Raw genomic sequence first — 6,135 nt, forward strand, 5'->3', positions numbered from 1 at the left:
GTCGTATTCTCCTTTTGAGCTATTACGAGCACTCATAACTTTTTATTAAGTAAAGGCTGGATATTATTTACTTTAATGAGTAGGACAAATCCGACAACCATCATGGATAGTGCCCGCCCTGTAGCGGGCTTTGTTTATATGGACTCCTGATTCCCGAGGCATGCGCCACACAACGTAATACTTCGCAACCCATTGAAATTTAAAGTATCAATCGTTAATTAGAACCTCCTGTTCTCGATGGATACTCTTATCAGGAAATAAAAACCCGTCACTGAACTCGCAGCAAAAAAAAGGAAAACCATGGACCGGCCTTTGATAAAAATAAGCCCGTATCATTTGTTTGGCTTTTGCTTCGCAATAACATTATTCGAACTACTGACTTACATGGCCAGCGACATGATCATGCCGGCGATGTTGACGGTCACTCATGAATTTAACGCCAGCGCGCGGCATGTTCCTTATRCCTTTAATTTGTATCTGGCGGGAGGAGTTCTTTTACAGTGGCTTATCGGGCCACTTTCCGATCACTTGGGCCGGCGCAGGATTTTACTCATCGGATGTGCGGTATTCGCCGTGGCCTGTAGCGCGGCGTTCAGTGTGCAAAACATTTATGCATTCAATGGATTACGCCTGATTCAGGGCATGGGACTGGGGTTTGTAATCGCCGTCAGCTATCCGGCGTTGCAAGAAGTGTTCTGCGAAGCTGACGCAGTAAAAATCACGGCGCTACTGGGCAACGTCGCACTGCTTTCTCCCTTGCTTGGGCCATTGTTGGGCAGCTTGCTGCTGGAGTGGCTGACCTGGCGGGAGATGTTTTTACTGCTGGGTACCGCAGGCGTAGTGGTCTGGGTAGCGCTTTACATGTTCATGCCCGAAACCGTGGGTACGTTGCGCCATGACGGGCATCGCCTGATAGCTGTGCCATTTGAATGGCGCAGCACCGTACGCCGTTACAGCGCGTTGCTCACCAACCCGCGATTCCTGAGCGCCACCGTCGCGCTGGGTGTGATGAGCCTGCCATTGATTGCCTGGATCGGGCTGGCGCCGCTGTTGCTGATGCAAAACCTGGGGTTTTCCCCGCTTGAGTACGGCCTGTGGCAAATCCCGGTATTTACCGCCGTGATCGTTGGCAATCTGATACTTAATCGATTGATTGCCAACACTGAACTGCCACAGCTGATTCGATACGCGCTTTGGCCGTTATGCGGTGGGCTTATCGCCTTGGTCGCCCTCAGTTCCTACGGCGCTTCGACACCTTTGCTGACCGGATGCCTTGGGCTTTACGCCGTCGGCCTTGGCATGAGCAATGCCGCGTTGTATCGCCTTGCGTTGTTTACAAGCGACGACAGCAAAGGACTGGTCTCGGCCACGATAGGCATGATCTCGATCATTGTCATGGGCGGCGGCGGCTCGATTCTCGCGGCAACCGGTGCCGGTAATAATCTTGAATCCTTCTCCCTGATGGCGGGTATCGGCGGGCTCCTGTGCCTGTTGCCCTTGCGATTTTTCCTGCGACACAAGCCTGTTGTGCTTAACGTCTGATCCCTGAGCAGAGGTCCTTTGATGATCCATTTACCCCACACCGATGCGCTCTGCGCGTTAACAAAACCCTATTGCCTGAATTCGGTACCCGACGGCTTGTTCGATCGGGCGATGCGCGAAATCAGCCTGTTTCATTTACAACACACGCCGGGCTATGAACGCTGGCTGCAAGCCAACGGCCTGGATGCCCGGGTGCTGGAGTCGCTGGATGACTGGTCAAGACTGCCGCCGATTTTCGCCAGTTATTTCAAACGCCGTTTGTTATCGAATCCTTCGGGCGAAGGCGCCCTGGAGCTGACATCGTCCGGCACCAGCGGTCAGAAAAGTCGCATGCGCTATGACACACGCAGCATGGCCGCCGCCCAAGGCATGGTCAGCCACATTTTCCGGCACTACGGCTGGGACACCCCTGAAAGTCCCTGCAACTATTTGCTGCTGAGCTATGAACCTGAAGCGGCCATTAGCCTGGGGACCGCCTACACCGATCAGTTTCTGTGCAGTTATGCRCCGGTCAACCGAGTTGCCTACGGATTGCGCCTGACCGGCAAAGGGCACGCATTCGACCTGTTTGGGGTTGTGCGTGCCTTGCAGGAATTCGCCGAAGAAGGTTTGCCCGTGCGCATTCTCGGGTTCCCAGCGTTTCTGTCCCAGGTGTTACAGCACATGGACGACACGGGCCTCGCGGACCTCAAGTTGCCGGCCGAGTCTTTGGTGTTTCTCGGAGGCGGCTGGAAAACCCAGGCGGCACAGGAAATTCCTTTGTCGCAGTTGTATCAACGCATCAACCGTCAACTGGGTATCGCGCTGTCCCGCTGTCGGGATGGCTATGGTGCCGTGGAACACGCCGTGCCTTACGTCCAGTGTGCTCACCAGCATTTCCACGTGCCGATTTATTCGAAGGTTTTCGTGCGTAATCCCGCTGACTTCAGCGTCCAGCCCTATGGCCAGCGTGGCTTGCTGGAGTTCGTCTCCCCGTACATTTCTTCCAGCCCGGCGCATGCCGTGGTGATGGGTGACCTGGCGACGCTACACCCCGGCGACACCTGCGGGTGTGGCCTGGCAACCGACTGGTTTGAACTGCATGGACGCGCCGGAACCACTGCCAGCCGAAGCTGCGCGATGGCCGCGTCCGAATTGATTGAAGGGGCATGACATGTACTTGATCAATGGCCAACTGCGCGACGATGTCACGTTTGAGACAACCCTTGAAAGGCTGCACCAACAACTGCCACGGCTGCTGAATGCGCCGATCGACAGCGATACCGTGATCGAAACCGCCGTGCAATTTGCTGGACAATTGCAGGCAAACGCATTCGAACTTCCCCTCGAAGATGAACAACGCCAGGGGCTTATCGACTTTTGCCAGCGCAGCAGCCTCAGTACAAAACTTGAGCGAGAACTGGGCGTGCAACCCCGCTCGCTCCGGCGTATCGACTATCAGCAAGCGCGCTTTGAAAGCTGGCACCCGCTGGGACTGGTGGTGCATGTGACGCCAGGCAATGCGCCGCTGCTGGCGTTCTGCGCGGTCGTTGAAAGCCTGCTGGCTGGCAACATCAACTGGCTTCGCCCCAGCTCCAGCGATGAAGGATTGACCGCGCGATTACTCGCGGCCTTGGTGCAGTGCGACACCAGCGACACGCTGGCCGATTTCATTGCGGTGCTGCCAGTTACCACAGCACAGATCCCTCAACTCTGCGCTCATGCCGATGGCGTATCGGCCTGGGGCGGCGAACAGGCGCTTAAAGCCATTCGTCAGCACATCCCGGCCGGGTGTCGCTGGATCGATTGGGGCCACAGAATCAGCTTTGCTTACCTGTCACCGGATGCGGCCACAGCGTCAACGCTGGATGCATTGGTGGATGAGGTCTGCAGTCTGGATCAACAAGCCTGCTCCAGCCCGCAATGGTTACTGGTCGACAGCGACGATCCGACAGTTTTACAGGACTTGGGGGAGCGACTGGCCGAGTCGTTCAAACGTCGCGCCAACCAGTGGCCGGCGCTGGTCCCGAGCGATCAGGAAGCCTCGGAAATCACCACGCGCAGCGCCATGGCGCGACTCGAACACTGTTTTGCGAACAAGGTCGGCCACGTCTGGACCGGCGCCGGGTGGCGGATCATCTGGGAACACCATCAAGTGCTTACACCGTCTCCGCTGTTTCGAACGCTGCTGGTCAAACCCGTGCCGCGCCACCTGATAGCTCAGACACTACTGCCGTGGCGTAACGTGCTGCAAAGCTGCGCGTTGATCTGTTCGGCGACACAAACGCCGCAATTGGTGCGCGCGCTGGTCAACGCGGGAGTCACGCGCATTGCGCCTTGCGGGTTTATTCATGACGGCTACGCCGGTGAACCGCATGACGGTGTCTACGCGCTGGCACGCCTGAGTCGCCGCCTCTCGGTGAGTCTGGCGCCGAATGCGGTGACTGGCCGGGCAACACTCGACGCGCTACCCGCCGCGCCTGATACACACCAAGAACCGATCATGGATAAAAACGCGTTCATGACCCAGCCCATCAGTGCTGCGGCACAACTGTATTTTCGTTCGGGTGGAAGCAGCGGCACGCCAGCGTTGGCCGGGTACAGTTATCGCGACTTTCAGCGGCAGATGCGTGCAGCGGGCGATGGCATGTTCGCCGCCGGCCTCGACCCTTCGACGGACCGGGTAATGAACCTGTTTTACGGCGGCAGCTTGTACGGCGGGTTTTCCAGTTTTACCAAGGTTCTTGAGCAGATGGGTGTAACCCATTTCCCGATGGGGGCACCGCCGGATGACGACTTCAGCGAAATAGCCCAAATGATCGCGGACCACCGCGTCACCGTACTGATCGGCATGCCGAGTACCCTGCACCGACTGTTCTTCAACGAGCAGGACCGTCTTCGCACTTACGGCGGCATCAACAAAGTGTTCCTCGGTGGCGAGCACCCGGCAGAGGCCAGCCTGCGGCTGATGGAAAACTGTGGCGTGTGGCAGGTTCGCTCGGCGGTCTATGGCTCGGTGGACGCCGGCCCTCTTGGGCATGCCTGCGCAGCAACGGCCAACGGGGTGTTTCATTTGATGTGCGATACCCAGCATCTGGAAATCGTGAACATGGAACAAGATGTGCCAGTTCAGGTCGATGAGATCGGTCGTTTGCTGTTCACTTCCCGGGCACGGCAAGGCCAGGACGTGCGCCGCTATGACGTTGGCGACACCGGTCGATGGGTGCCAGGGCCATGCCCTTGCGGACTCGACTCGCCGCGATTCGAGTTGCTGCAACGCCACGGCAAGCTGCTGCGGGTCGGCACGGAATTCATTTCGCCCTTGGCACTGCAGGAGAGTGTCGGCAGACCGATGCAAATGCTTTTGGACCATGCGCCGAATGGCTTGGAACGGTTGCGGGTGTTGGTCAGTTCAGACAGTAGCAACGTTCGCCAATCCCTGTTGACCGATGAAGCATTGGCGAACGCCGTGAACAATTGTTTTTTAACGGTGGAAGTTCACGAGTGTGCAGAATCGGATTTCACAAGAAATACCCACAGCGGCAAAACCCCCTTGGTGATTGATAACCGGGTACAAACAGACCGCTAACCCGCTACACCTTGCCTTTTAACCGTCGAAATACCTGATAAAAAAGAGAAGCCTGTGAATACCGTTTATTCGCTTGAACAACTCGTGCCTTACATAAGGCAACATTCGAACTTCTACCGAAAATTTCTGCAACACTTGCCAGCACAAGGCATAACTTTAAAAGATCTACCGTTGACCAACGTGGCTGATTATTGGGCCGACAGTAACGATTTAAATCACTGGCCGGTGCTCACAGGGCAAGTGGAAGACGGACTGGTATTTAAAACCGGCGGATCGACCAGCCACGGCAAACTTAGTGTCTATACGTCCAATGAATGGCTCACACTCGTGAGCACATTCGGCGTCAGTGTTACTTCTCAAATGAACGACGGCGACCGGGTCGCCAATCTGTTTTTTTCCGGCGATCTTTACGCCAGCTTTGTGTTCATCCATGACTCTTTGGCGCATGTCAAAAAGTCCATCTGTGAGTTCCCGTTCACAGGCAGTGTCGACATGGACGTGTTAGCCGATGCGGTGGATCAGCACCGGATCAACGTGCTGGTCGGCGTACCGGCGCAGTTGTTGCGATTCGCCGCCTACCTGCATCAGCATCAGCGGGTGCTATGCGGAGTCGATACGTTGTTGTACGGCGGTGAAAGCCTGTTCCCCGCGCAAATAGCCAAACTCAAGGCGGTGCTTCCCAACGTGCGCATTGCCTCCGCTGGCTACGCCAGCGTCGATGCCGGCCTGATCGGGGCTAGCAGTCGTGATTGCGCCTTGGGTGAGCACCGGGCGTTTGAACCACACACCTTGCTGGAAATTGTCGACGAACTCACCGGCGAAGTCATAGACGAATGTGATCGCACCGGTTTGCTGGTTGTCACCAACCTGACTCGCCGACTCATGCCACTGTTGCGTTATCCGGTGGGCGACCGCGCTTGCTGGCGTGAGCCAAGCGCCACGCCGATGCGCAAATTCGCGATCAAGGGACGCAGCGCCCACAGTCAGCGGGTGCGGGTGGGTTCGTTGTCGTTGCTGGTCGACGA

The 6,135-nt window shown here is 56.7% G+C and carries 4 protein-coding genes; all 4 read left to right on the forward strand.

Features of this window, described 5'->3' with window-relative positions:
* Positions 1 to 300: 300 nt before the first annotated feature.
* Complete coding sequence (locus tag AC1DRJ_RS17430) at positions 301 to 1,542, forward strand: MFS transporter (protein WP_477803247.1); 1,242 nt, start codon at positions 301 to 303, stop codon at positions 1,540 to 1,542.
* A 21-nt stretch (positions 1,543 to 1,563) separates the two neighbouring features.
* Positions 1,564 to 2,694 (forward strand): LuxE/PaaK family acyltransferase, encoded by a 1,131-nt coding sequence (locus tag AC1DRJ_RS17435; RefSeq protein WP_477803248.1) that lies wholly within the window; start codon positions 1,564 to 1,566, stop codon positions 2,692 to 2,694.
* Between the two features lies 1 nt (position 2,695).
* On the forward strand, positions 2,696 to 5,110 hold the full coding sequence (locus tag AC1DRJ_RS17440; RefSeq protein ID WP_477803249.1) for an aldehyde dehydrogenase family protein: 2,415 nt from the start codon (positions 2,696 to 2,698) through the stop codon (positions 5,108 to 5,110).
* 54 nt (positions 5,111 to 5,164) lie between these two features.
* On the forward strand, positions 5,165 to 6,135 hold a 971-nt coding region (locus tag AC1DRJ_RS17445), incomplete at its 3' end, for an AMP-binding protein (RefSeq protein WP_477803250.1).

Source organism: Pseudomonas sp. P5_B2, assembly GCF_056400445.1.

Coding starts and splice junctions, on each gene's coding strand:
- AC1DRJ_RS17440 (WP_477803249.1), top strand. CDS start 2,696: ATGTACTTGATCAATGGCCAACTGCGCGACGATGTCACGTTTGAGACA.